Source organism: Bacillus thuringiensis (assembly GCF_001595725.1).
Classification (GTDB): Bacteria; Bacillota; Bacilli; order Bacillales; family Bacillaceae_G; genus Bacillus_A; species Bacillus_A thuringiensis_K.
Genome location: NZ_CP014282.1, coordinates 857,807 through 884,260, shown reverse-complemented (window position 1 = coordinate 884,260; position 26,454 = coordinate 857,807). Strand labels below are relative to the sequence as shown.

The window sequence follows — 26,454 nt, the reverse complement described above, 5'->3', positions numbered from 1 at the left end:
TCTTATTTCACTTCATAAATCTTAGATAGATCTTCAAACATTGTGACAGGAATTGCTTTTGCTTCTTTTAATCCATCAAACTTTTTATCTACTGCAATAACTGCTTTCGGATATGCGATTGGTAGATAAGGTACGTCTTCTCTAGCTGTTTCTTGAATTTTATGGTATAGCTCTGCACGTTTTGTTTTATCTGTTTCAACTGCAGCTTCTTCCCATAACTTATCGAAATCAGCGTTTTTATAACGTGCATAGTTGTATTCAGCATTGCTTAAGAATAAGCTCTTATATGAATCTGGCTCAGGTCCCATTATGTAACCACCAAATGTAATGTCATATTCTTTATTCTCTTTATCTAAGCCTTTTTCACTTGCCGCACTAGCATCTAATGCATTTAGTTCAACTTCTAAGCCAACTTCTTTTAATTTTTGTTGTGTATAAAGCGCTAAGCTTTCCATGATTTTATTATTCGTTACATACATCACGCGTACTTTTTCTTTATCTTTCACGCCAGCTTTTGCTAATAAATCTTTCGCTTCTTTTTTATCATACTTATAGTCTTTAATATCTTTCGCATAATACATAGCGTCTGGCGTTAAGATTGAATTTGCTGGTTCTGCAAATTCACCCGAAACGAATGCTGAGTTAATCATTTCTTTTTTATCTAACGCATGCGCAATTGCTTGGCGCACTTCTTTTTTCTTCATCAAATCTGTATTCATGTTATAAGATAAGTAGAATAATCTACCTTCAGGGAATGTCACCATTGAGAAGTTCCCAGTGCTATCTAATTTCTTAAAATCTTGTGGCTCAATCATCTTCATGTTGATTTGACCATTTTGCAGTGAAACATTTGCTGTATTACGGTCTTTTACAACGCGGTATACGATAGAGTCTAATTTAGCTTTTCCACCTACATAATCATCGAATCGATCTAATGCAACGTACTCATCTGATTTATATTCTTTAAACTTAAACGGACCTGACCCTACAGGTTGTAAGTTTTTCTTACTCTTCGCTAAATCTGCTTCCCCTTCAAATACATGTTTCGGAATTGGGAAGAAATCATTCATCACACCTTCGAAAGATGCGCTTACTTGTGGTAAAACGAATTGAGTTGTTAACTCATCTACCTTTTTCACCTCAAGCGGCTTTCCTTTAAAAATAAAGTTTTCACGACTTGAGCTATTTTGCTTCTCATCTAAAATAGATTGGAATGTAAATGCTATATCGTCAGATGTAATTTTCTTACCATCATGCCATTTCAAATTATCTTTTAACTTCATTGTCCAAGTTAATTGATCTTCTGAAGGCGTAAAGCTCTCAGCAAGAACAAATTTTTTCTTACCGTCTTCCATATGATACAGCGGTGCATATAAAGCTTGCTGCACAGTTAACGACACACGATCATTCGCATAAAGCGGATTCATCGTATCCGGGTTATCGCTAACACCAATCGTTAACGCTCCTCCATCTTTCGGAGTCCCTGATTTACTAGTTCCTGCTTGCTTCGAATCTTTTTCCCCTGAACAAGCAGCTAATGCAATAAATAATAGTAGGACAAATGGTAATACAAACAACTTCTTCTTCATATTTCGACCCCTCTCGACTATTTACACCTATAAGAAAACTCGGAATTAATACCGAGTTTTCTTATAGGTTTTAAATTACCACTACCCGTATGTATTGTCAAACTTTTTCGCAAAGATAGAAAGTTTAAAATCTATTAATGCGTTCTTGCGATAAAATATATTTATGCGGAAGATAAAATAAAAAGACCACGAATAGGTTACCTCGTAAAATGAGTTAAAAAACTAGTAGCTTCCAAAAAAACCTCTGAAATGATTGTTATATATGATCGAAAATGTAGAATGGGATTAAAGACAAAAAACACATTTAGGAGGTTACCATGACATTTGATGAATTGAAAAAAAACAAACCAACAACCCAATGGATTGAGAATGATGAAGATGGGGAATTTTTCACTGAAGAAAATATAAGTGCAACAAATAAAGTTCTTGATACTTACATAAATAATTTAGAGCAATTGGGAAAAAATCCAACTGAATTTGAAATAATGCATGTTGTTAAAGAGGTTGTTCTTAACATAAATGAATTAAATGACGAACATGACTATTTTATCCAAACAATGGAAAGAGAAGATCTCTATGAATTTATCGATACAGCAGCACGAATAGCTGGTCTAGAATCTGAAGAAGACATAACAGAAGAATGGCGAGAATGGTAAAAAGTTGCACCTCTAATTGTTAGAGGTGCAGCTTTTTTCATATACCAATTGAATGAATGATGTGATGTCCGCGCAGAATTCATATATTTAAACATAATATTAAAAGTATTTAATTATAAATACTAGCACACCCATCCTGACAAAAAAGACCACCAAAAGGCAGTCCCTCAAAACTCAATCCTATTCCCAATCCCGCACTCCACCGCTCTCTCATACAAATACTTCGCAACGATAATATCCACTACTGCCAAACCAACTGATTTGAAAATAGTAATCTCTTCGTCGTTTTCGCGGCCGGCTTTTCTCCGCTTATGATTTGGCCGAGTTCGGCGTGGATGTCGCTTGCTTCAAATAAACCTTCTCGCACTGGAACTTGAAGGTCACCTGTTTCTTCTAGTGCTGCTTCTTTTGATTCGACTACTACTTTGTTTGCTCCCGCGATGGCGTAGGATGGTAGTTCTTGCATGCTCGGTTTGAATGAGCCGACGGCGTTTACGTGGACGCCTTTTTGTAGTTTTTCTGAGAAGACTGGTGTGGATGCGTTCGTAGTTGTGACGATGATGTCTGCTTCGCTTATTGCTTCATTTGCATTTGTGTGAACATATGCAGGTTTGTTGAATCTCTCTTGTATATATTCCGCAAATGCATACGCCTTTTCTTCTGTTCGATTGTATAAAATGACTTTTTCGATAGCTCTTACCGCAAATACAGCTTCAGCAATTCCCTTCGCCTGTTCACCCGTCCCGATGATACATAACGTTTTTGCGTTATGACGAGATAAATATTTTGTCGCTACTCCTGATAAGGCGCCTGTTCGAATCATCGTTAAGTAGGATCCTTCTAAAAGTGCGAGCGGTTCTCCCGTTTGAAAGTCTGATAGCATCACAATCCCGTTTATCGTTTTCTTTCCTATCTTTTTGTTCTCTGGGACTACTGTTACTACTTTTAAGCCAAGTGCCTCAAGCCCTTCCGCTACTGAGGGCATAATTAATGCCGTATTTTTCTCGTTCGCAAATGGCAATGAGCCTCGAATTGGTGTGATCGTTCTTTCTGCGGAAAATTCTTTTAAAGCAAGCGCCGCGTATTCAATGACTTCGTTCATATTTACTAAGTTTCGTTGTTCGTTCGCGCTTATGACTAGCATATCTTTCCACCTCCTCCTTCTATCCTAACAAAAACCCTCGATTTAAATCATCTCTTGGGTCTACAACGAACTGATGAAATCCTGTAATAAATGCATGCCCCGTTACTTTCGGAACGACAGCTTCATATGTATCTACTGCGGTTACCGACAATACTTCCCCCTCGAATTCCCCGTCAGTAATACATTCGTGGACGAAAATTTCTCCCTTTTGTAAGGCATCTTTTTCAAAAAGCGTTGCGATTCTTGCGGAAGTTCCTGTGCCGCAAGGAGAACGATCTACTTGTCCATCAGCGAAAATCGTTACATTTCGTAAAGTTGCGCTCTCTCCTTTCGGTTCATCTGAGAAAATAACGCCGTATATTCCTTTTAAATCTTCTTCAAGTGGATGCTTCACTTCCATCTGGCTCTCAATGTAGTGCTTAATTTTACCGCCCCACTTTTGAATAGCAGATAAGTCTTTGAAATCGACTTTCAAGCCAAATTCTTTACAATCTACTACTGCATAAAAAGCTCCGCCAAACGCGATATCTACTTGAAATTCATAGTCATCTATTTTAATAGGAACGTCTTTCTTATATACAAAAGAAGGAACATTTTCAAATGATACGGACTCTACTTCGCTCCCGTTATATGTTGCATACGCAATGACTTCCCCAGCAGGGCTATCAATAATGAACTGTTGTTTCTCACCTGTCACTTCAAACATGCCTGTTTCAATTCCAACTGTAATAACAGCAATAATGCCATGACCACACATCGTACTCCATCCTTCGTTGTGCATAAATAATACGCCAAAATCAGCGTGAGCACTCGTAGGCGGAGTAATGATACAACCGTACATGCCATAATGTCCTCTCGGTTCATACATAAGAACTTCGCGAAGATGATCCAAATGTTCCATGCAGTACGCACGTCTTTCTAGCTGCGTGTCTCCTTTTATTTCCGGCACGCCACCTGTAATAATTCGAAGCGGTTCCCCAGCTACGTGAGCATCAATTGTTGTGTACACTTTACTAACCTTCATTTCTATCTCTCCCCTATATGTTGATACTCTTTTTATTGCAAATATCATGCCAACGCATAGGATATAAATTTGTATACATTGTTTAAAAAAGCATACATTACTGTCTATTTTTTTATACACTGTCCAGAGGCTATGTTATGGAGCCCCTTGATACAACCAGTCTTATTATTTTCACTGGAAAGTTACTTCCACCCCCAACATATACTGTTCAAAAGCAAAAAGGAAGTGATCCAATGTACTACGGAACAAAAGGCTGGTACGTAGCCGAACTAAAAAAATTAGGCGTGCGCTATCACGAAGGGCGAAAACTAGAAAGTTACCGCGGACACATCTTGCGCAATTTACTACTTGCACAACAAGAGAAATTAAAAGAACAGTAATATTCTAATGTAACGATATCGGCGATTCTCGGAATATATCAGCGATTTTTTAAATTTATCAGCGATTCAACACAATATATCGGCGATTCGACATGTAATATCGACTTACCGACAAATTTCGCTAATTCATCTACCTAAACCACCAACCAATTACACATCAATACAAACAAAAAAGGTCACCCAAACGGGTGACCTTTCTTTCTTATTCACAAACAAGAATCTGTCTAGTAAATGATCCTTTTCTTGTAATACAGCGATCTGTAATTTCGAATCCTGCTTCATGGATCATGTCGTCCATTGTTTCCATCGTGACAACGACTACTTTTTTCGCGATGCGGCGTGCACTTGAGAGAATTGATAGTTGATCTTCTGGTGTGGCGTGCGTAAATAGGTCGTACGGCATATCGATAATGGCAACGTCGTAGTTCTCAGTAATTTCCTCGATTGGACCTTTTGTTACTGTTCCTTCAAATCCGAAATGTGCGATGTTTTTTCTCGTTCCAAGAACTACAAGTGGATTTATATCTCTACCAACGATGTTAATCCCCATAGAAAGTGCTTCTACTACTACTGTTCCAATACCGCAGCACGGGTCAATTGCTCGTACTCCCTCTGGATTTGGTACAGCGATATTTGCAACTGATCTCGCAACACGTGTGCTAAGAGATGTCGAATAACTATGCGGTTTTTTTATGTGATGATACCAAACTGGTTCGCTTTCTACATAATGCCCGAAGTACCAGCGTCCTCCAAGAGGAACAATCCCGAATACACGCTCTGGATTACGAACATCCGCTTCTCCTTCAATATGCATGCCGAGGTCTCGTTCAATAAGACGTCTTTCTCCATATTCAATTTTATTCTCTCCAACGAGGTCATTGATTTTAACGAAGATAACTTTAAATGTCGCTCCCGCCAAATCAATTTGTTCCACTTGTTTTAAGATACTTTCTAAGTCGTCTCCTTCATACATAACCTCAACGCGCTCTTTAATAAACGCACTTCTACTCGGGTCAATTTTGACATCACTTTTTAAAATATTAACGTGGGACTCCATTCCAAAGAACGAGCGCATTTCCAAGTAACATAAAGCACGCTCCTCCTCACGAAATGCATACGTATATATACAGGCAGGTGTTTTACTATGATTATTCAATCTATTATCATCCTCTATCGTTTAAAATTGTTATGATTACAATTACTCAAATACTTTTCTTTTGTATATAAAATTAAATGATATCATATGCCGGAAATAAAGAGAAACGTTAATAAATAAAAGAGACTGCCAATGGCAATCTCTTATTATTTATTAACGGAAAGAAGACACGTTGTTACCCATTTCTTCATAGTAATCTAAAATACCTTGATAAATCGCTTCCGCTGCACTTTGTCTCTGCGCTGGTGTAGCTATTTTATCTGCATCACTTTTATTATCTACAAATGCTAATTCTGCTAATACAGCTGGCATTGTATTTTCTCTAATTACGTATAAATCGCCTTTTTTCACACCACGATCTTTTGTTCCCAGTGCATCTACAAGACGTTCTTGAATTTTTTCAGCTAGTAAACGACTTTCTGATACGTTAGGATTTGTTCCTCTTACTGTCGCTGATTCATAGTAAAACGTTTCTGTACCTTGTCCATTTTTACTTTCCGTACCATTACCATGGATACTTACAAAAATATCCCCATTATTTTTTTGAGCAAATTCTACACGTTTCTTTAAAGAATCAGAAGCACTTGTTCCTGGACGTGTATCATCTGTACGAGTGAATAACACAGTAAATGGTGTCTTTTTCTCAAATATTTTCTGTAATCGCAATGATACATCTAATACAGTTTCACTTTCTTTCTCATAATAACCTGGATTACCTGAATCAACTCCACCATGACCTGGATCAATGATAATCGCTTTTCCTTCTAAGAAGTTACCTTGCTTCACTGGATTTAATTGATTTTTATTAACCCATTGGAAACCAGCGCCCATGTGGATACGAATCCAGCTGCCGTTCTCTTCAATAACAGTTACTTGCTGTGCGTTATGTGTTCCCATTACTTTTGAAGAAGAAGAAGCTTCTGCATAAGTAGTGAATCCTTCATTAATAAATTCTGTTTTCTCTACTAAAGGTGTCCATTTATCACCTTTACTTGTTGCAATTTTAATCCATCCATCTCGTTCTTCTTTAATTTCAACCATTTGTGGATTATGCTGATTTGCACTAATCCCAGAACTTAATGATGGTGCGTGATATGTAATGAATTTTCTATCTATGTACATTTTCTTTGTTTCTACTGGACGATCACTATTCTTGCTAAATTTATCTGTTTGCGCAGTAAGTTGAGCTGCTTGTTCACGCGTAATAGAATCATTCGGTTTCCAGCCATCCTCTGTACCTAACGAAAGTTTTAATTCTACTAAAATATTAACTTCTTCTTTACCCCAATGATTCTCTAAATCAGCAAATTTTGTAGGAACTGGTCCTGTTACTTTGCTTTTCAGATTATATGCTCTTACAAGCATAGCTGCCATTTCAGCACGAGTTACTTTTCCTTCAGGATCAAATACTCCTGGTTCTCGCCCTTTAATAATATTCTCTTTTTCCATGGCTGCAATAAATGAAGCTGCCCAACTATTTTTTGCATCATTATAAGACGGCTTTGCATTTGGATCTACTTTAGCACCAATTGCTGTTGCGATAATCTTTGCTGCCTGAGCGCGTGTTAAATTTCCGTATGGCATAAAGTTACCATCTGGCATACCGTTAATTACATTTCTCTCTACTAAATAATAAATTGCGTCTTTTGACCACGCACTATCTGAAACATCAGGAAATTTCTTCGTTTCTGCTAAACTACTAATTGGATGTGCTAGTAAATTTGCTGCTAATAAACCTGCGGCTATTGCTTTGTACTTCATGAAAAATAAATCTCCTCTCAAAACTTCATATTCATTCATTTTTTTAATCAAGCTAACTAAAAAATATTAACTATTAATTAATTCCTTTCATAGTGTATAACATTATATATCTATAGTAAATACGTTTCCGGCCGTATAACAAAAATCGCATATATATAACTTATAATGAATGTATATAAAAACTTTAATCAGCCCTCACCAATCGGGCTTTTGCGAGATAAAAAGCGATTAGGACATGTCTCCTAATCGCTTTGCCAAATAAAAAGCTGATTAAAAATAATATCTTTAATCAGCTCTCTATTATCTATGAAATTATTCTTCAATTAAATTAGACATTACATATGCATACACTAATGCTTCTGTATGCGCAATTGAACTTTCATGCGTACGTTCAAATGCATGGGAAGAATCAATACCCGCTCCAATTAACGCATGTTTCACATCAAATCCCGCGCGAATCGCAGCTGATGCATCAGATCCGTAGTACGGATAAATATCTACTTTATATTCAATATGATTCGTTTTCGCAAGCTCTACTAAATGTTTGCGCAGTGCATAATGATACGGGCCGCTAGAGTCTTTTGCACAAATAGATACTGTATATTCATCAGATGCTTGTCCATCACCTAACGCTCCCATATCAACTGCTAAGTATTCAACAGTTTCTTCTGGAATGTTAGAGTTACCACCGTATCCAATCTCTTCATTATTAGAAATTAAGAAATGCGTCGTATATGGTAATGTTACGTTTTCATCTTGTAATCTTTTAATTAATTTTAATAAAATTGCAACACTTACTTTGTCATCTAAATGACGTGATTTTATGTATCCACTCTCTGTAATTTGAACGCGCGGATCAAATGAAACGAAGTCTCCTACTTCAATTCCTAATTCGCGTACTTCATCAGCTGAAAATACGCGCTCATCAATACGAACTTCAATATTTTTCTCATCGCGTTTTGCTTCACCTGCATCTTTATATACATGTACAGATGTTTGATGCATTAAAATCGTTCCTGTATATGTCTTGCCACTTGATGTTTCAATTTCGCAATATTCCCCTTCTACAGAGTTCCAGCGAAATCCACCAATCATAGAAAGACTCAGGCGACCATCAGGCTTAATTTCTTTCACCATCGCACCTAACGTATCAACGTGTGCCGTTAATAAGCGATGCTGCGCATCATTTTTCCCTTTTACCGTTAAAATAAGAGCTCCCTTATTATTACGTTTCGTTTCTACGTTCCACTCACTGACATAGTTTTCAATGAAATTAATAATTTTTGCTGTATTTCCAGATGGACTTGGAATAGAGACAAGCTCCTTAATCAGTTCCATCGTTTCTTTCGTATGGTGTGCCATTGTCGTTTCCTCCTCATTTTCTCTACTATTCAGTATACAAAATTCGCCAGAAAACCTCTACTTATATAGCCTAATTTTCTAAATTGTAGTAAAATTCTTTTTAGTATACAAAAGGAGCCTTGAAATATGAATATATCAAAAAAATATATACACATTGCACTCATTTGGTTTTTAGCATCATTATTTTGTTTACAAATCTCTTATGCCGTTCATACTACTACTTCTATTACAATCGGCTGGATATTAACAGCTATCTTCTTCATTATTAGCTTCATTGCAACAAGAAAGCATAGCGTTACTCATTAACGCTATGCTTTTCCTATAAAACTATTCTTCTGAAACGTCTAATAAATAAATCCCTTTTTCAAATCCACCGCGCTCTATCTCTTTTTGCTTACGAAGGCGTTCTACATCTTCAATCGATGCACCTTCTGCACGTGCTAATGAGATGATAACTTCTAGCGCATCCGCAAGAGAATCTAGCGCATGTTCGCGTTCTTTCATAGAAGCAAATTCACGAATTTCTTCCGTTCCAATTTTCGCTAAAGCTTGTATGTATGCTTGCCCTGTTAATTTTTGTGCTGTATATGTTTTTCCAGACATTAAAATCTTCTCTGGAACACGATCTCTTACTAACTTGTTATATGCTGACATCATTCATCCTCCTATATTTAATAACATCCGAGCTCTGCTTTATAGAAAAACCATTTTTTCTTCACGCATGCACTTAACATATCAATTTCTGATTCATGTGCTCTTACAGGCGGAAAGAAATAGTGCTCTGAGTTTTCTTCCTTACCATATAGAGTTTGGTACTCATCTGGAATCGCTTCTTTTTTCACATCTTTTTCTTTCGTCACCCCGTCAGAAAATGCAACACTTGGATGTCCCTCAAAAAATAACGCAGTCCGAACTGCCAAAGATGGTGTACTATGCAAAGCAGAATATGTAAGCAAAATAATAGTGATAACACCGATTATTTTCTTCATGTATTACTCCTAAAAAAAAGTGCTAACACAATTATACTAAAATGTGTTAGCACTTTCTCCCCTTTACCCCGAATTAACGAGCTAATAATCAGTGAGGAATGGACAAACTTTATTCCCCTTTAAATGCTGGTAAACGTTTCTCTAAAAACGCAGCAATACCTTCTTTATGATCCGCTGTTTGTCTCATTGCATATTGACCACGCTTTTCTAATTGCAATGTTTGCTCTAAATTAGAGCGATTTACTTCACATAAAATTTGCTTCGTTTGAATCATTGCTTTAATCGGTTTTTGTGACCATTCATTAATTTTTTGTTTCACAGCCGTTTGGAAATCTTCGCCGATTACTTCATCAATTAAGCCGATATCAAGCGCTTCTGTCGCTGATAACTTCTTACCTTCCCAAATAATTTGCTTCGTCATATTTTCACCGACACGCTTTTGAAGGAAGAAATGACCGCCTCCATCTGGAATTAAAGCGATTCCAATAAAGTTCATTGCAATAACAGATGATATATCCGCCATTACATAATCAGCTGTTAACGCAATACTTAACCCAAGACCTGCAGTCGGTCCATGAATTGCACTAATAACAAGCTTTGGCATCGTATATAATGTCACGACAACTTCAGAAATGGTATTCATAATGCCATCAAACTTACTTTCATCATTACTTGAAAGCATCGATTTAATATCCCCACCCGCAGAAAAACCACGGCCGTTCCCGCATAACACAACGATATGCGCAGAACTTTCCGCTACTTCTTTCAACTTTTGTAATAACTCTTTTAAGGTCGGCTCATCCAACGCATTTAACACCTCTGGGCGATTGACCATAACCGTTGCAACGTGGCCTTCATATTTCACAACGACAGATTCTGTTTTACTTGTTATTTCCATTATATATACCCCTCTTTTCTCCATAAAGATTATACTTATATAATTATAGAAAACCACTGAAAAATCCTTCTTTTTTCTCAATTTTCTGTCTAATAATCTCGCAATTTGTACATTTACCGTATAAAACATACAATTCCGTTGAAAAATATAGAAATTAAAGTCGGTTTATCCATGCTTTTCATCTATTTACCATTACAATGAAATGGTGTATTCTTAAGTTTGATAAAAAAACAAATATTGAAATTCATTCGCCTTACTATGTAAAAAAGGCTTTATACCCATCTTTTGGGTGTTGTAATAAAGGAATGAAGAACTGGAGGAACATATGGTTAATAAGTTGAAACAAACGGATAACTACTTCCCACATTTCCTATTGCTATTCATTGTGTTTCAACCAATTTTAGATTTATTAACATCTTTTTCAATCTATATACTACACATGAGCGCAACAGTTGGAGTTGTAGTTCGTTTCGCCTTTATGCTTCTTGCATTAGGGTACCTACTTCTTCATCACAAACAACAAGATGCGAAAAAGTACATCCTCTATTTATGCTTACTCGGAATCGCACTCGCAATTGGTCTTGTAAATAATATGATGGTTAAATCTCCAGTTTCATTTGGAGAAGAAGTTAAATTCATCTTAAAGAGCGTATATCCAATTGTGCTACTGTTTGGATATATTATCGCCTTTAAAGAGCTAAAAAATAAAGAGTATGTATTCCATAAAATCATTACATATTTCTTATATGCAACTTTAATTTTAAGCATTACAATGATTGTCGCAATGCAAACTGGAACGGATTTCCCAAGCTATCCTCACTCAAAAATCGGTTCAAGAGGTTGGTTCTTCGCTGGAAATGATTTAAGTTCTCTTTTCGCCATTATGTTCCCAATCATTGTCTTATATTCGATTCATAAAACAACTTCTTTCTCGAAAATATATTACTGGATTCCAACAATACTTGCGATGTATGCAAGTATTATGGTCGGAACGAAAGTCGGATATGGCGCAATTGTTATTACATTAGGCGTAGCACTTTTCTTCTCATTCATTGAATATATGATAAATCGTAAAAAAGAAGGAAAAGGATTCACACATATTGTAAATACCGTTGTTGTCGCAGTTATACTAGGAGGTTTAATTGCTCTTACACCGCATACTCCTATCGCAAAAAATATGGGCATTCACATGCAAATATACGAATACAAAAAATCAGTACAAGAAGAGAAAGATCGAAAAGAAGGAAAAGTAATTAAAGCAGATCCAGAAGATGCAAAAAAACATGCAAAAGGTGAACTTACAGATTCTGAAGTAAAAAGTTTAATTTACAGTGATCGCGACAAATTTTTAAAAACATACAAACAATACTATAAAGACGCACCGCTTTCACAAAAACTATTCGGAATGGGTTACGCTGGTAACTACACAGATAAAATTAAATTAATTGAAATGGACTTCCATGACCTATTTTTCGCATTTGGAATTGTCGGTTTCCTTATTTACTTAATACCTCTTCTATACTTTGGTATTAAATTATTCATCCGCATGATCACAAACTTTAAGAAAATCATGAGCGTAAAGTATATGCTATTAGCGAGCACACTCATTCTATCACTTGGCATTGGCTTTATGTCTGGCCACGTATTAACAGCGCCAGCCGTTAGTATTTTCTTCATTGTTATTCTCGCTTATATCATTGTTGATTTTGAAATTGAATAAAGTGAAACTTTAATCAGTGGGGGTTTTGTTCATCCCCCACTGATTATTAGTTGAACCAATCGGGCTTTTACGGGCAGTTCATCCCCCACCTAACTTCCTTGCTTCCACTGAATTTTGAGGTGGGGATTACTGCCCGGCAAATAGCGGGATAAAAAGAAGGTGCTACGAAATATTAGTAGCACCTTCTTTTTTATTTAATTAATGTTTTACGTATTCTAAGCTTTCTTTTGCAATATACGCTTCTGTTACAGTAGGATTATCTGAAATAACTTTAACCCACGCTTTTCCATTTATTATCTCTTCACCAGTAACTGTGACAACTACATTTGTATTTAAACGATACAGTCGCTCATTTGATATACTAGGATTCTTTTTCACTTCCACGTTATTCATCACACGTGCAAGTTTGTACTTGTTGTATTCTTTTTTACCTAAATAAGAATCAAAACGGTTCATATGCCCCGCTACTTTTTTACCCCAGTTCGCATCAGATGCATATTTCGCATTTAAACCAGCAACTTTATCACCTGTATATGTTGCTGTATAACGCCAATGTCCTGGATTTAAATATCCTTCATTCATGTATAATTTTGCTGCATGTTCAATACAATCTTCTTTTGAATTGAATGCTTCTCCGTTACCATACGGACTATCGTCTGTTGCTTTTAAACCAAATAAATTATTTTTGTCTTTTGCAAGAGCGCTTGTTCCATAATAACTTTCATGAATTGCTAATGAATATAAGAATAATGCATTTACATTATACTTGCTTTCTACTTCTTTAAATTTCTTTCCTAAACCAATTAATGGAGAGTCTGGTTTAATCGATTTCACATAACTATCTAGTTGTTCAGCTGTATAATCTGTTTTCGAACGTAATGATAAATAATTGAAATATTGATAGAAAGTTTCGTCTCCAAATGTCTTTCCATCTACACTATACATTTGCTGTCCTTGCTTCATGAAAGAAGGTGCCACACCATATCTAAATTCTGTATATCCAGGTGAACTTGTATTATATGTATAATATTTATGGTATAAATATCCATCTGATTTCACATAATAAGACGACTGTTTCATTTCATTTGTAGGAATTAAAGTGATTTCATTCTTCTTCACATAACCTGTCAAACCAGAAAGTTGAACTTTCACGCGATCTTCGCCAACTTCTAACACTTTCAATTCTGTTCCATACTGAATATACGTATATACTGTTGACAAATTCTCATCATAAATATTAATGATGTTTTGCCCAGTTATTCTTTTTGCACTTGCAAAACCATCTTTAATCCATAAAAATTCGTTCTCGTATTTTACCGCATTCATACCTTTATTTTGAGCAGCCGTAACCGCTTCTTTATACGTATTATAGCGCTCTACTTCTTGCTCTGTTCCGTTTTCTCTTACATTTGTCACAACATATTTCTTAGTTTCTACAGGATTGCTATTTCCGTTTTTTTCAATCGTCTGAAGCATACGATCCAACATAGCTGAAGCCATCCCTCTTGTAGCTGATAAATGTGGTCTAAATGTATTATCTTCTGGATACCCTTTAATAATTTGAGTGGCCACCATAACTTGTACATGCTCTTTATAGTTAATACTATCTTTATCAGTAAAGGTAAGCGGACTTACAGCTACTTTAATATTTTTATAGTCTAACGCTCGCTTTACCATTATCGACATTTCTTCACGTGTAATTACATCATTTGGTGAAAATGTCTCGTTCGTACGACCATTAATAATTTTCGCTCCATATGCTCTACTTACACCATCATATAAACCGTAAGTCTTCGGCACATCCTCGAAATTCGAATCAGCTTTCGGTAAATTTAAAGCCCTTGCTATGAATGTAGCAAACTCTGCTCTTGTTACTAATTTATCAGGCGCATATACATTGTCTCCATACCCCATTAAAACTCCTTTAGTAATAAGTGAGCGCATATTCGTCTCAAACATATGTCCTGTAATATCATCATTTGCCGCATAACTTGAAATAGGAGTTAAAAGTAATGATCCCGTTAATGCCACTGCTGTTATACCTTTTGAAAAAGTCTTCAAGTTTACCCTCCTCGTAATCTACGAATTTATTATCACAAATTTGATTATATAATAATCGCAATCATTTTAGCATAATAAATAGGAATTAAAATAAAACGTTTTTGTAATTAGAATTTTCATTAAATTCAAAACAAAAATAAAAGACACTTTACTTTTTTAATAAAGTGCCTTTTTCCATATGATCAATGAGTTTCTTTGTTGCCTGTTTGCCTTGCAACCGAAGCTCATCTATTGTCAATTGTAACTCTTGCTCCACAGTTCCTTGTTGCATTAATTGCTTTTTCGCAATTTCATATAAATACTCAGCACTCCATTCGCCATCCACACTTCCTATAACTGGCTGATTCACTTGACTTAAAAACGAATCAATTTTCGGATCGTATGAAATCCCGACCATTGGAGTTTTGGCTACAGCAGAAAAAACAAGTGCATGAAGACGCATACCAATTAGTAATGAACATTGTGATAAAATGAATATTTTCTCGTCGATATCCATTTTATATGGAAGCATATACGTCTCTTCTCCCATTAAGTCTACTACTTCACGCGAAGCTTTTTGATCAAATGGCTCATGCATTGGAACAAATAGAATTTGGTATCCTTCTTGCTTTAATTTTTTTAATGCCTCAGCTAATTTTTTTATATAATCTTCTTTTGCATTCCAATAACGCACACTAACCGCAATTACTTTTCCATGTATCGAATGCTTTTGCAACCAATCCGATTGTTTTGTCCGTTTCCATGTTAAAACAGGGTCTGGAACAATTTCAATATCGTTTTTTATGCCAAGTTCTTTTAAATATAAAAACGAATCCTCATCTCGAACTGATACGTAGGAAGCTTTTGACAAGTTCCATTTTACTAATAAACGATTATATCCTTTTGTAATTGGACCTATTCCTTGTGAATAAATATAATACGGCTTTTTTAATAATCGAGCGAGTCCCATAATACCCGTATAATATAGAATACTCTTCGTACTTGTCTGATCTTGAAGAAGGCTCCCGCCACCGCTAATGACTCCATCACTGTTTTTGATTGCATGATAAACAGCTTTTATATCCCAGCGATCTACCGATTCTACACCATACATTTCCTTTGTATATTTAGAATCATTTGATAGTACTACTAGTTCTATATCCGGGTTCTCTTTACTTAACGATTCAATAATTGATTGTAGAATCGCCTCGTCTCCAACATTATAAAAACCATAATATCCTGATAAGACTAAACGCACCCTAAATCTCCTCCAAAACTAGGTAACCGTTTATTTCATCTAACATAAACTGGTACCCATTCCTTACCTAAACACTTGATACCCTACATAGTTTCCTCTTTATCAGTTCATATGAATTATAATAAAAAATTAAATTTCTATATTTATCTTTTCAAAAATGGTATTTTGTTTATTGATATCCATTTTAATTTCAAAGCACATACACCATACAAAATGGTTGTAATACTTAATGCTATACCACTGAATAATAACGTCATAATTCTTGAAGATGTAACATCTATCACATTACATAATTCATACAATCCTAGTCCCAAAATACATGCTATTGCTAGCACACCAAAAAAGCTTTTTAAATGAATAGAATAGGCAATATAGCTTCGAATATACAAATGATTTACAATACAAAGCAATATGTAAGTAATTAGTGTACTATACGCCGCTCCATCTATGCCAAACTTCTGCACGAACATAATGTTTAACACGACTTTCACACAACTCGCACCAATAACAATCCATGCAGCTTGTGCAGAACGGTTAATGCCCTGTAAAACACCTATTGATAATACCATAACCGCAGTAAAATACGAACTGCCAATCATAACTGTTAACATACTACTGCCTTTTACGTCTGTGAACAATCCGACATTTAACGGTACTGTTAATGCCATCAACCATATTGTTAACGGTGCTGTCAAAACATGCGCTAGTCGATTTGTATTTTGAATTGTTATTTTCGCCAAATTTATATCTCTTTTGGCCAATGCGGAAGTTAAGAGTGGTATTAACGGAAATACAATTGCACTTGCAAAAATAACAATTATTTGCGTGAATGCAAAACCGCGACTGTATATTCCAAATTGTTCTTGAATTTCTGTTGATGATCCTTGTAATACATGCGGTATTGTAAGCGAGTCTACTAAATTTAAAAGTGGCATTGATAAAGCTCCGATAGCGATTGGGATCGATACCCGCAATATCTTTTTGCCGTTTTCTCTTAAATCTCGGAGCGAATAGGAATTGCTTTTATTGTAGTATGGACTTCTATTATATTTTATACGCAAATATATAAGCGAACTAATGACTCCAAGAAAAGAGCCAACCATCGCACCACTAGTAATAACAGTATTACTCTTATCCCATGATACTAGTATGTAAGCAATTATTAACATAAAAAACACACGTACAAATTGCTCAATGACCTGTGATACCCCTGTTGGTTTCATATCACCGAAACCTTGAAAATACCCTCTATACACCGCCATGTATGGCGCAATGAGTAATGCTAATGAAGTAATAAGCAACGGCATTCTAGTTTCTTGTCCACCGAGCATATTCGCAATTTCAATAGAAAATAATACAATGACTAAACAGCCGAAAACGCCAAATGCTATCCCAATAATTGACGCTGATTTAAATAATTTCGCAATTTCCTTTTGCTTATTTTTTTCGTTCAACTCTGCAATTAGTTTCGAAATTGCAAGTGGAACTCCGGCTACCGATAATGTAAGAGCAATCATATATACAGGAAAAACAAGGCGAAAAATACCCAGCACTTCATCTCCTGCAATATTTTGTAATGGAATTTGAAAAAAACTACCAAGCAATTTTGACAAAAAAGTTGTAATGGTTAAAATTGCTGCTCCTTTTACAAATGTTTTATTCATATTTTTTCTCTTTTCTTTTATACATATACTCTCAAACATATTGTTTTAAGCGATAGGGATTCATTTTATCCCATTGGTTATCATAACAAATTTATTATAGGTTGAATACTTGGTTTTTTTTTCAAAATAGAAAAGCGAACCCATTTAAGCCTGTCTCTTCACAATATTTTTCTAATTCCTTCCATTATATATGTACACACTATAAGCGTTTCTGTTACGCCAAAAGAGCCCTTCCTCTCTGTCACTGCGATACATATTACTAAAAACATTATAAAAACATCCCACAACTCTACATTATAATTTATGTAAAATTGTGAGATATTCTAATTACTATCTAAACACTTAAGATTTTCAATTGCTCTTTCTGTTCATCGCTTGCCATTACTGCGATTGTTTTTTCAATACTCGGATGTACTTGCTCAAGCTTTACACTTGCTCCTACTTTATTTGATTGCTCAACAAAATTTAATAATGCCATAGCTCCTGATACATCCATATAACGCACATCTTTCATACGTAAAACAACCGGTGACTTCACATCTTGTAAAGTAGAGAAAATACGATCTACTGATAGGAAAGAGAGCGGCCCTTGAATTGTGTACGTTTCTTCTTTTTCTTTTACGATAGAAGTTTTACGTTCTTTACATTTCACCATATATATGATGAACGAAAGAATAATACCGAAGGCAACAGCAATCATTAAATCGAACTTCACCGTTACAATCATCGTTACGAGCATAACAACGACATCACCTTTAGGAGCGACATGCATCTTTTTCATGCTTCCCCAATCGAACATTCCAATACCAGTTAAAATTAAAATACCTGATAATACAGCAAGTGGAATATATTGTACGACCGAACCAAGACCCATAATAAAAATAAATAAGATAACACTATGCATACATGCCGAAAGTGCCGTTTTACCGCCACTTCTTATATTCACGATAGACCTTACAGTCGCACCTGCACCTGCTAATCCGCCAAACAATCCGCTCATCATATTACCGATACCTTGTCCAACGAGCTCTTTATTACTTTTATGACGTGTACCTGTCACATTATCCATTACGACCGATGTTAACAACGAGTCAATCGACCCTAACAAAGCAATACTAAGCGCTGGTAAAATAAGTGCTGCTATTCCTGTTCCACTTAAAGATGGAATATGAAGCGTAGGTATCGCTTCTGGAATAGTTCCAATCTTTTCAATTACTTTATTTAGTGAAAGATTTCCGATAATCGGTAACTTTACTGTAAGTCCTTCGAGTAGAGAAGAAAATAAAGGAAGCAAAGCTGTCACACCGACTAGTGCTACTAAACTAGACGGAATCGCCTTAATCCATTTGCCAGAAACAATCATTACAATAATCGTTAACACAACAAGTAGAAAACTATTTTGTACGTGTTTTATTTCGCCTAAAATAATGATTAATGCAATACCATTCATAAATCCTGAAACGACAGGATACGGAATATATCGAACGTAAGAACCGAGCTTACATACACCGAATAAAATTTGAAATAATCCTGCCATCATAAAGGCAATAAAACTTGCCTCTAACCCGTGCGTCGCAATAACTCCTGTTGCAATAACGGTAATCGGTCCAGTTGGCCCTGTTACTTGCCCAGGTGTCCCGCCAAATAACGCTGCGAATAAACCTGCAAAAATTGCACCATACAATCCAACAAGCGCTCCCTCAGACGTTCCTGTCGCAGCAATACCAAACGCAATCGCAAGTGGTAACGCAACAATCGCAACAGTAAATCCTGCTAAACATTCCTTTGCTATTTTTTGAAACATAAAAAAACCACCTTTGTATAAAGTCCATGTTCCATTGTACACCTAAAAAGATACATTCGTTAGCTCACTTTTTACATTCTCGTGACGTAAACGTATTCAACGAAAAGTTTTCCCCTTATCTTTGGAAACAATTGCAACTATGCTATAATGAACAAATTAAATCTTTTACTATATACTTGGAGGCACTATGCTAACTTTTGAAGAAAAATTATCGATTATTGAATCTTTCCCAGAACTAGAAAGAAAGAACGTATCATTAAAACGTGTAAACTTCCACTTTGAAGAAAGTCGTTTAGATAAAAAGAACGTTGTATTTCATTTACACCCAAATGGAAATGGATTTGTATATGCAAGCGGTATTAAAGGTTATAAAACAGATGATAAAGGTATGGTTAACATCCGTGAGTTTTCAGCAGAGGAGTTACGTTCAGTAATTGAGAAATCAATTGACCTTCTATCACAAGAAGAGGTAGTAGCACCTGTAGAACCTGCGAAAGAAGAAGAATGGCAGAACGAAGATGGTCATATTCTTACTCTTATTTCAGAGGATGACATGTGGAACGTGTACGCTGGTGTAAACTTAGACGGTACATTCAACTCTTATCCAGAAGCTGCGGAATACCTTGATGAAGAAGGCTTTTCACGCAAATAAAAATAGAAACCTATTTCATTCAACGACTTTTATAGTAATCAAAGAAGACACTTAAGGTGTCTTTTTTTGTTATATAAACTCCTTTCTCACACTATCTCTACTAATTTTCATAAAATGATTTAGAGGAGGTTTATATGAATACAACTGCTAAATTAATAAATTGGAAAGAACATGGCGATATGATTATTCTAGAATGTGAATTAAATGGAAAACGCTTCGAGATATCAACATATAAACAACGAATATATAATGCACACCTTTTATCAGATGACGTTTATATTCGTTTAGACTCATCTGATAATATAATTGGAATAAATATTTATAAAAAGTAAGAAAAGCCCCCTATTCCGTAGGTGGGCTTTATCTTTATTACACAATATTAGAGTATACTCTTTTTTCATACATTTTATGTAATTATACATATTCATTAAAAAATACACTAAATGAATATTACATGTAGTAAAATATAACTTGTGGGCACGTTCTATAAAGCAGATTCTTTTAAAAGGCGTAACATATCAATTATTATAGGGGATGTGGCGTCACTTCGATATTGATCTCAAATCTCTTGTCTTTTGTGAACTAACAATCTAGTGTATATAGACGATTCTGCTTTATAGTGTGTGTTTACACTCATAACAAAGGGGTAATGGTAATACGGATAGATTCCGATTCGTATGAAATGAAATGGTTCAAGTCGGAGAGAGGCACCTTAAGGTGTCTTTTCTTTTTGGACATTACATCCATTTTGTTTTTCCACCTTATTTCAAATGCGCTAATTAACCTTCACCAAGAAGAAACGAGAATTAAGTAAATATAAAGTGATTGATATTCACTTAATTCTCAATCTCTATAAAGGAACAGGACATTTAAGAATTAACAAAGATATTGTTTCTTCGGTTTAATCTCTTACAGAACAAGGGACAAAAATCCCATAGGTATGAGGCACCCTTCATTTTCTATTTTTTGCCCCTTTCAACGATTCCCTCAGCACAAACTTCTGCAACTTACCGCTCGCATTACGCGGAAGTTCATCTACAAATAAATAATGACGCGGACGTTTATAATCTGCTAGTTCATCACTTTCTTTGCAATACGTTTCTAAATCAGCTTCAGTTATTGTTTCATCTTTCTTCACAATAACTGCTACAACACGCTCTCCCCATAATTCATCTGGCTCACCAAGTACCGCCACATCTAATATACCAGGATGACTATGAAGGAAATCTTCAATTTCACGAGGATAAATATTTACGCCACCGCTAATTACCATATCATCAACACGATCAGCAACGAATAAATAACCGTCTTTATCAAAATAGCCTAGATCACCAGAATGATACCATCCTTTATACATCGATTTTTTATTCGCTTCTTCACGATTATGATAGCCAGCCATCATAGTTGGGCCGCGCAAAATAATTTCTCCCACTTCATAAGGAGGTAATACATCCTCTGGTTCTGCCGGTGCATCCTCGTTCGGTTTCACAATACGAACTTCATGGCTAAAGCATGGCGTGCCTGCTGAACCAGCTTTCGTAATTTGATCCTCCTCTACGAGAAACGCAACAACTGGTCCCATTTCTGTCATTCCGTATATTTGAACAAGATCAATATAAAGGCGTTCTTTACATTCCTTCACTAACGCCGGTGCCATTGCTGCTCCGCCGTATATACCAATCTTCATCGAAGTTAAATCATACTGAGCTAAATCTTTTTGCAACAACATATTCCACATCGTCGGCGCTGCAAAGAACGTCGTAATCTTTTCTTCTTGAATCGTATGTAATACTGTTTCTGTATCAAAATGATGCAAAATAACATTCTTTCCACCAACTTGAATGCGTGGTATGATTCCGGCATTTAATTCACCACAGTGATATAAAGGCGCCACAACAAGCCCTACACTATCTCTATTATATTTAAGGAAATACGTACAAATCATACTATGCTCAGTCATTTCACGATGACGATGTAATACGCCTTTCGGATGACCTGTCGTACCGCTCGTATAAAGCATTGAACAATAATCCATTTCATCAATTTCGATATTTACTTTCTCAGAAGATGCTGCATTCACTTTTTCATGGTAGGAACTTGCATAGGAAGGTTTATCGTTTTCTATAGACCAAAAAGATGTATTTGGAAAATCTCTTTCAATTATAGCAACAGTTGACTCAACTGCTTTTTCAAAGACAACGACTTTCGAGGATGCGTCCTGAAGAATATAAGATACTTCTTTTGCTTTTAAGCGGAAATTAATCGGGTTAAAGATCGCTCCAATTTTCGCACAGGCTAAGTAAACGTTTACAAATTCACGGCAATTATATAAGTAAACAGATACAGTATCTCCCTTTCTTACTCCGTCTTCTAATAGAGCGTGCGCTGTTTTATTTATTTGTTCATCCCACTGTTTATACGTCCAGCGAATATTCTTTTCAGGTTCCACTAACGCCTCTTTATTCGGATACTTACCAACTGATAAATCAAAAATTCTCCCTATCGTCATGTACATGCCAACAATTTCCCCCTTTTCTCTTTCATAAATCTATCATTTCGTCCATAAGTAGACATTGTCCTTTAATGATTTGACTAATTTTTCTGATTATTATCGACATAGTTTTACATACGGTGCCGCTAGAAGGTAAATGAAATTATATCAGCGATTTTCCAGGTATATCGACCGTAACTTGAAATATATCAGCGCAACTCGAATTATATCAGCGATTTTTCGAATATATCGACTTACCGACAAAAACTGACAAGATATAATCGGACCGCCCATTACTGCAGGATAAAAAAGAGGTTGTTCCGACTCGGAACAACCTCTTTCTTCTTATGCAAATAGCTCTTCTAAAATTTTCAGTTTGTCTTCTGTATATTTTACGAAGCCATCGTTATATGATTTTGGATCTTTCGGATTTGCGAAGTGCGTAATTGCCCCCGTCTTCGGGTGAACAAATTTACTTGATGCACCACAGCCAAGTCCGATAATCGATTGTACTTCTTCCATAATAACAATGTTGTAAATACTTTCTTGCGTCGGCATTGCATAACCAACGTTCTCTAAGTTACCTAAAATATTCTTTTGACGATATAGGTAATATGGTACGTAATTATGCTTTTGCGTCCACTCTTCTGCTTCGTGCATCATCGCTGTAATTTCTTCGCGACCTGCTACTTTATATTTACGTTTGTTTTGCGTCATTTCAGAAGCACGTTTAAATGATAACGTATGAACTGTTAATGATTCTGGCATTAACTTTTCTGTTTCATCTAACGTATGTTTGAAGATATCTAACCCTTCACCAGGAAGACCAATAATTAAGTCCATATTAATATTGTTCATTCCCATTTCACGAGCTAAATGGTATTTCTCAATTGTTTCTTCTACAGTATGATGACGTCCAATTGCTTTTAGTGTCTCTTGATGGTATGACTGCGGATTAATACTAATACGGTCAATGTTCCATTTATTTAACACTTCTAGCTTTGCTGGCGTGATCGTATCTGGGCGACCTGCCTCAACTGTTACTTCACGCACATTTTTCACATCTGGGAACGCTTCATACATTTCTTCATACAGCATATCCATCTCTTCTGCTGTAATACTTGTCGGTGTACCGCCGCCGTAATAAATCGTCGTAACTGTTACACCTTTTTCTTTTAAAAACTTACCAATTTCACGAACTTCATAATGTAAACCACCTAAGAACGAATCAACAGAGCCTTGGCGTCCATTAATCGCATAAGCCGGGAATGTACAATATGCACACTTCGTTGGGCAGAACGGAATACCGATATAAATACTTACTTCTTCTTTCAAACGGTATAAATCCGGAACAACTGCTAATTGGCAATCAACAATGCGCTGAAGAAGTTCAATTTTCTCTTCATGAATTAAATAACTTTCACGAAGCTCTTGATGCGCTTCTTCTTTTGACATACCATTTTGAAGCATTTTATGAAGAAGTTTCGTCGGACGTACTCCGGTTAAAATACCCCAGCTTTGTTCAATACCAGTTAACTGCTGAAGAACAGAAAGATATACATAAGAAACAACGTGTTTCACTTGCTTCATACGCTCTTTTTCATCTGTGAAAGCAGATAAATCTTTCGAGAATGTTTCTTCATACACATTTCCTGTGCTAACATCCGTTAATCGAGCGGATGCTTTCACATTATCCTCAATGTGTATATCAACGATAAGATTCGCTTCCTCTTGTTCAAATCCAATCGTACTATCTTCAAAAAATAAGCCGCCAATATTTTGTAGCGGACGTAAAAAACGATCATCTTGTAACGTTTTAATTGAAATTAACAACATTATCACCTTTTCATTTGCAAACTCTCTTTAGTTTACTTGAAGGGCGTTTACAGGTCAATACAGAAGGTTTTACCTGTTTCTCTTACATTTTTTCAAATAATTCTTTTTATGAATATCGCTCATGTATATAGACATCATCATTTTCTCTTGTTAAAATTTATTAGTATTAAAATCGATACATAGTGAAAATACAATATAAAAAGGAGGAATGTTAACACTAGATTCCATAATCTAATGTGTTAAAAACAAATATGAAAAAGAAATTTTATAGTGTTTTAACTCTCTCTCTTGCATTACAAACTGTTCTTGCACCTACTTATTCATTTGCAGAGAGTGCTGAAAAATCCGCTGAAGTATATACGGAAGATCAAGTTTTTAAAAGTATTAAAGAGCATGTTAATGAGCATAGTACTCATGAAGAAGATATCGAGGTTACTGGTCAATTCCTACTATACACTTCAAAAAAACATTCATTATATACCGCGAATGATTTAAAAAACAAATCGAATATCGAGATTACAGAACAAGTCGTAACGGCGACAAAGAAAAAAGGAAATGCTTATTACATAACGACGCCAACTGGCGCTGGATGGATAGATAACAATGATAATAGTTTAGAAGTTCAAGAGATTCATAAACTATCTAACCAAAAATTAATCGTAAAAGAAGAAGCTTCCATACATGCCCTTCCGTTCCAATCATTTAAAGAAGAAGGGAAACTACAGCCACAAGTCATAACTCCTACTGAACAAGCTGGAAATTGGTTTAAAGTCCAAATAAATGAAACAGCAAAATGGATTTATGCACCTGCTGCTACATTTGAAGGTACAAAAGCTTCATTATTAAAAAACAGTCGTACTGCTAAAAATAGTTTATTGAGATCGCCAGAAGCTCTACAAACAAACAATATTTATGGCGTTACATTTAAAGAAATGATTGTCCCAAAAGGAAATGATGATATTCGCCCTGGCTACCCAATGGTACCTAAATATATTACGATTCACGAAACGGCTAATACAGCGAAAGGTGCCAATGCTCTAAATCATGCAAAATTCTTAGATAATCAAGCACGCGGAACAGCTGATCGCGCCGCATCTTGGCATTTCACAGTAGATGATAAAGAAATTTATCAACATCTTCCAGTAAATGAAGTTGGATGGCATGCTGGAAATAAAACTGGAAACTATGAATCTATCGGAATTGAAATTGCCGTTAATCAAGATGGAAACTATGAAAAAGCGGTAGAAAATGCCCGTAAATTGGCAGCTTATTTAATGAACGACTTAAATATTTCTCTAGATAAGGTCCAAAAACACCAATTTTGGTCAGGAAAAAACTGCCCTGCGTTTATGATTCAACGCGGACAATGGGATGCTTTCTTAAAAGGAACTGAAACATACTATAAGGAAAACCAAAAAGATCCAGTAACTGATGACATTACAGGTGGATGGTATGAACAAGACATTCGTCAATTAGCAGCTAGAGGCATTATGCAAGGAGAAGGGAACGGCAAGTACTTCCCAGAACGTCTTGTAACGCGTGCTGAATTTGCTACACTAATTACTCGTGCTTTACAATTACCAAGTGGAAATGCTAATTTCACAGACTTAGAACAAGTACACCCATCGTTAAGAGACGGTATTAATCGTGCAGCAAGCGCAGGCATAATCCGCGGACGTGGTGATAATACATTTGATCCAAATACTACAATTACACGCGAAGAAGCTGTTATTATGATTGATCGTTCTCTAAAACACGCTGGTATTTTTGCAAAACAAGTTGAACTACCATTCGTAGACCAAAACTTAATTTACGCTAAAGAAGAAGTACAAAGAGTGTATGGATATGGAATTGTAAAAGGTAATGAATTTAATCAATTCGTACCAAAAGGACCATCACAACGTGCTCACGCAGCTGCATTTATAAACAGAATGCTTAGCGTAATTGAAGCTTAACATATTTATCATTCCATATAGATATTTTCATTTTATCTGTATTCACTTAAAAGGCATCAGAGACTATATATCTCT

At 35.7% G+C, this 26,454-nt stretch carries 21 protein-coding genes and 1 pseudogene; 7 read left to right on the top strand and 15 right to left on the bottom strand.

Going from position 1 to position 26,454, the window contains the following annotated elements; all coding sequences use genetic code 11:
• Positions 1 to 2: 2 nt before the first annotated feature.
• The gene (locus tag AXW78_RS04455) at positions 3 to 1,589 is read right to left on the bottom strand and encodes an ABC transporter substrate-binding protein (RefSeq protein WP_061883819.1); all 1,587 of its coding nucleotides are present in this window, start codon (positions 1,587 to 1,589) and stop codon (positions 3 to 5) included.
• Positions 1,590 to 1,906: 317 nt separating this feature from the next.
• Between AXW78_RS04455 and AXW78_RS04450 the strand changes: the two genes are divergently transcribed.
• A complete protein-coding gene (locus AXW78_RS04450; RefSeq protein ID WP_061883818.1) occupies positions 1,907 to 2,245 on the top strand; it encodes a hypothetical protein in 339 nt (112 codons plus the stop codon).
• Positions 2,246 to 2,412: 167 nt separating this feature from the next.
• Here AXW78_RS04450 and AXW78_RS04445 read toward each other — a convergent pair.
• Positions 2,413 to 3,389, bottom strand: a pseudogene (locus tag AXW78_RS04445) (ornithine cyclodeaminase family protein).
• A 19-nt stretch (positions 3,390 to 3,408) separates the two neighbouring features.
• Positions 3,409 to 4,461, bottom strand: a complete 1,053-nt coding sequence (locus tag AXW78_RS04440) for a proline racemase family protein (RefSeq protein ID WP_116777423.1) — start codon at positions 4,459 to 4,461, stop codon at positions 3,409 to 3,411.
• An 89-nt stretch (positions 4,462 to 4,550) separates the two neighbouring features.
• Here AXW78_RS04440 and AXW78_RS31595 point away from each other — a divergent pair, with 89 nt between their 5' ends.
• Positions 4,551 to 4,793, top strand: a complete 243-nt coding sequence (locus tag AXW78_RS31595) for a YflJ family protein (protein ID WP_000433499.1) — start codon at positions 4,551 to 4,553, stop codon at positions 4,791 to 4,793.
• Positions 4,794 to 4,995: 202 nt separating this feature from the next.
• Here the strand turns inward: AXW78_RS31595 and AXW78_RS04430 are convergent, their stop codons facing one another.
• The 3 genes from AXW78_RS04430 to AXW78_RS04420 form a co-directional block, all read right to left on the bottom strand.
• Positions 4,996 to 5,949: a TRM11 family SAM-dependent methyltransferase gene (locus tag AXW78_RS04430; RefSeq protein ID WP_001059316.1), complete on the bottom strand. Its 954-nt coding sequence runs from the start codon at positions 5,947 to 5,949 to the stop codon at positions 4,996 to 4,998.
• 153 nt (positions 5,950 to 6,102) lie between these two features.
• Entirely contained in the window at positions 6,103 to 7,710 is a 1,608-nt protein-coding gene (locus AXW78_RS04425) for an N-acetylmuramoyl-L-alanine amidase (RefSeq protein ID WP_061883816.1), read from the bottom strand.
• Between the two features lie 312 nt (positions 7,711 to 8,022).
• Positions 8,023 to 9,072, bottom strand: coding sequence for a M42 family metallopeptidase (locus AXW78_RS04420; protein WP_000930085.1), 1,050 nt, complete (start codon positions 9,070 to 9,072; stop codon positions 8,023 to 8,025).
• Positions 9,073 to 9,198: 126 nt separating this feature from the next.
• Here AXW78_RS04420 and AXW78_RS04415 point away from each other — a divergent pair, with 126 nt between their 5' ends.
• Entirely contained in the window at positions 9,199 to 9,378 is a 180-nt protein-coding gene (locus tag AXW78_RS04415; RefSeq protein ID WP_001027086.1) for a hypothetical protein, read from the top strand.
• Positions 9,379 to 9,399: 21 nt separating this feature from the next.
• Here AXW78_RS04415 and AXW78_RS04410 read toward each other — a convergent pair whose 3' ends face one another.
• The 3 genes from AXW78_RS04410 to AXW78_RS04400 form a co-directional block, all read right to left on the bottom strand.
• Positions 9,400 to 9,726, bottom strand: a complete 327-nt coding sequence (locus AXW78_RS04410; RefSeq protein ID WP_001277349.1) for a nucleoside triphosphate pyrophosphohydrolase — start codon at positions 9,724 to 9,726, stop codon at positions 9,400 to 9,402.
• Between the two features lie 17 nt (positions 9,727 to 9,743).
• Positions 9,744 to 10,061: a hypothetical protein gene (locus AXW78_RS04405; RefSeq protein WP_000720150.1), complete on the bottom strand. Its 318-nt coding sequence runs from the start codon at positions 10,059 to 10,061 to the stop codon at positions 9,744 to 9,746.
• A 109-nt stretch (positions 10,062 to 10,170) separates the two neighbouring features.
• Entirely contained in the window at positions 10,171 to 10,983 is an 813-nt protein-coding gene (locus AXW78_RS04400; protein ID WP_001999174.1) for an enoyl-CoA hydratase, read from the bottom strand.
• A gap of 301 nt (positions 10,984 to 11,284) precedes the next feature.
• Between AXW78_RS04400 and AXW78_RS04395 the strand changes: the two genes are divergently transcribed.
• Entirely contained in the window at positions 11,285 to 12,679 is a 1,395-nt protein-coding gene (locus AXW78_RS04395) for an O-antigen ligase family protein (protein ID WP_061883815.1), read from the top strand.
• A gap of 198 nt (positions 12,680 to 12,877) precedes the next feature.
• On the opposite strand, the gene AXW78_RS04390 is transcribed toward AXW78_RS04395, so the two are convergent.
• The 4 genes from AXW78_RS04390 to AXW78_RS04375 form a co-directional block, all read right to left on the bottom strand.
• Entirely contained in the window at positions 12,878 to 14,740 is a 1,863-nt protein-coding gene (locus AXW78_RS04390) for an S-layer homology domain-containing protein (protein ID WP_061883814.1), read from the bottom strand.
• A gap of 148 nt (positions 14,741 to 14,888) precedes the next feature.
• Positions 14,889 to 15,977: a polysaccharide pyruvyl transferase CsaB gene (gene csaB, locus AXW78_RS04385; protein WP_061883813.1), complete on the bottom strand. Its 1,089-nt coding sequence runs from the start codon at positions 15,975 to 15,977 to the stop codon at positions 14,889 to 14,891.
• Between the two features lie 143 nt (positions 15,978 to 16,120).
• Entirely contained in the window at positions 16,121 to 17,641 is a 1,521-nt protein-coding gene (locus AXW78_RS04380) for a putative polysaccharide biosynthesis protein (RefSeq protein ID WP_061883812.1), read from the bottom strand.
• A gap of 334 nt (positions 17,642 to 17,975) precedes the next feature.
• Entirely contained in the window at positions 17,976 to 19,445 is a 1,470-nt protein-coding gene (locus AXW78_RS04375) for a SulP family inorganic anion transporter (protein WP_000486650.1), read from the bottom strand.
• A gap of 187 nt (positions 19,446 to 19,632) precedes the next feature.
• On the opposite strand from AXW78_RS04375, the gene AXW78_RS04370 reads away from it, so the two are divergent.
• Together AXW78_RS04370 and AXW78_RS04365 are read left to right on the top strand one after the other, a co-directional pair.
• Entirely contained in the window at positions 19,633 to 20,097 is a 465-nt protein-coding gene (locus AXW78_RS04370; RefSeq protein ID WP_000954998.1) for a hypothetical protein, read from the top strand.
• A 134-nt stretch (positions 20,098 to 20,231) separates the two neighbouring features.
• Entirely contained in the window at positions 20,232 to 20,429 is a 198-nt protein-coding gene (locus AXW78_RS04365) for a hypothetical protein (protein WP_001098260.1), read from the top strand.
• A 620-nt stretch (positions 20,430 to 21,049) separates the two neighbouring features.
• On the opposite strand, the gene AXW78_RS04360 is transcribed toward AXW78_RS04365, so the two are convergent.
• Both AXW78_RS04360 and AXW78_RS04355 read right to left on the bottom strand, forming a co-directional pair.
• Complete coding sequence (locus tag AXW78_RS04360) at positions 21,050 to 22,612, bottom strand: fatty acid--CoA ligase (RefSeq protein ID WP_000281981.1); 1,563 nt, start codon at positions 22,610 to 22,612, stop codon at positions 21,050 to 21,052.
• 321 nt (positions 22,613 to 22,933) lie between these two features.
• On the bottom strand, positions 22,934 to 24,424 hold the full coding sequence (locus tag AXW78_RS04355) for a coproporphyrinogen III oxidase (protein WP_002163864.1): 1,491 nt from the start codon (positions 24,422 to 24,424) through the stop codon (positions 22,934 to 22,936).
• Between the two features lie 251 nt (positions 24,425 to 24,675).
• On the opposite strand from AXW78_RS04355, the gene AXW78_RS33765 reads away from it, so the two are divergent.
• On the top strand, positions 24,676 to 26,379 hold the full coding sequence (locus tag AXW78_RS33765; RefSeq protein ID WP_000726525.1) for an S-layer homology domain-containing protein: 1,704 nt from the start codon (positions 24,676 to 24,678) through the stop codon (positions 26,377 to 26,379).
• Positions 26,380 to 26,454: the final 75 nt, after the last annotated feature.

Coding starts and splice junctions, on each gene's coding strand:
- AXW78_RS04405 (WP_000720150.1), bottom strand. CDS start 10,061: ATGAAGAAAATAATCGGTGTTATCACTATTATTTTGCTTACATATTCT.
- AXW78_RS04415 (WP_001027086.1), top strand. CDS start 9,199: ATGAATATATCAAAAAAATATATACACATTGCACTCATTTGGTTTTTA.
- AXW78_RS04355 (WP_002163864.1), bottom strand. CDS start 24,424: ATGTTGTTAATTTCAATTAAAACGTTACAAGATGATCGTTTTTTACGT.
- AXW78_RS04455 (WP_061883819.1), bottom strand. CDS start 1,589: ATGAAGAAGAAGTTGTTTGTATTACCATTTGTCCTACTATTATTTATT.
- AXW78_RS04400 (WP_001999174.1), bottom strand. CDS start 10,983: ATGGAGAAAAGAGGGGTATATATAATGGAAATAACAAGTAAAACAGAA.
- AXW78_RS04375 (WP_000486650.1), bottom strand. CDS start 19,445: ATGTTTCAAAAAATAGCAAAGGAATGTTTAGCAGGATTTACTGTTGCG.
- AXW78_RS04365 (WP_001098260.1), top strand. CDS start 20,232: ATGAATACAACTGCTAAATTAATAAATTGGAAAGAACATGGCGATATG.
- AXW78_RS33765 (WP_000726525.1), top strand. CDS start 24,676: ATGAAAAAGAAATTTTATAGTGTTTTAACTCTCTCTCTTGCATTACAA.
- AXW78_RS04360 (WP_000281981.1), bottom strand. CDS start 22,612: ATGTACATGACGATAGGGAGAATTTTTGATTTATCAGTTGGTAAGTAT.
- AXW78_RS04395 (WP_061883815.1), top strand. CDS start 11,285: ATGGTTAATAAGTTGAAACAAACGGATAACTACTTCCCACATTTCCTA.
- AXW78_RS04410 (WP_001277349.1), bottom strand. CDS start 9,726: ATGTCAGCATATAACAAGTTAGTAAGAGATCGTGTTCCAGAGAAGATT.
- AXW78_RS04420 (WP_000930085.1), bottom strand. CDS start 9,072: ATGGCACACCATACGAAAGAAACGATGGAACTGATTAAGGAGCTTGTC.
- AXW78_RS04380 (WP_061883812.1), bottom strand. CDS start 17,641: ATGAATAAAACATTTGTAAAAGGAGCAGCAATTTTAACCATTACAACT.
- AXW78_RS04425 (WP_061883816.1), bottom strand. CDS start 7,710: ATGAAGTACAAAGCAATAGCCGCAGGTTTATTAGCAGCAAATTTACTA.
- AXW78_RS31595 (WP_000433499.1), top strand. CDS start 4,551: ATGGAGCCCCTTGATACAACCAGTCTTATTATTTTCACTGGAAAGTTA.
- AXW78_RS04370 (WP_000954998.1), top strand. CDS start 19,633: ATGCTAACTTTTGAAGAAAAATTATCGATTATTGAATCTTTCCCAGAA.
- AXW78_RS04450 (WP_061883818.1), top strand. CDS start 1,907: ATGACATTTGATGAATTGAAAAAAAACAAACCAACAACCCAATGGATT.
- AXW78_RS04440 (WP_116777423.1), bottom strand. CDS start 4,461: ATGATATTTGCAATAAAAAGAGTATCAACATATAGGGGAGAGATAGAA.